Below are 372 nucleotides of genomic sequence, written 5' to 3'. Positions count from 1 at the left end.
ATTGTGTAGTCCAAGGCACCGTACTGACGAAGTGTTTCTACTTGCGTACGAACTGTTGATTCTTTTTGTCCAATCGCTACGTAGATACAGATCATGTCTTGATCTTTTTGGTTCAAGATTGTATCAATCGCAATGGTTGTTTTCCCTGTCTGACGGTCACCGATAATCAACTCACGTTGACCACGGCCAATCGGTACAAGGGCGTCAATAGCTTTCAAACCAGTTTGCAATGGTTCTGAGACTGACTTACGTTGCATAACACCAGGAGCTGGCGCTTCTACTGGACGAGTTTTATCAGTGTGGATTTCTCCCAGACCGTCAACTGGACGACCAAGCGGATCCACAACACGACCAATCAGACTTTCACCTACT

At 46.0% G+C, this 372-nt stretch carries 1 pseudogene; it reads right to left on the bottom strand.

Annotation, left to right across the window (positions count from 1 at the left end):
- Positions 1-372 (bottom strand): annotated as a pseudogene (locus tag SMIDD26_RS10945) (F0F1 ATP synthase subunit alpha); the annotation flags it as partial.

The organism is Streptococcus mitis, assembly GCF_001579035.1.
Taxonomy (GTDB): Bacteria; Bacillota; Bacilli; order Lactobacillales; family Streptococcaceae; genus Streptococcus; species Streptococcus mitis_J.
The sequence above is the reverse complement of the archived record's forward strand: the minus strand, read 5'-3'. Positions and strand labels throughout refer to the sequence as shown.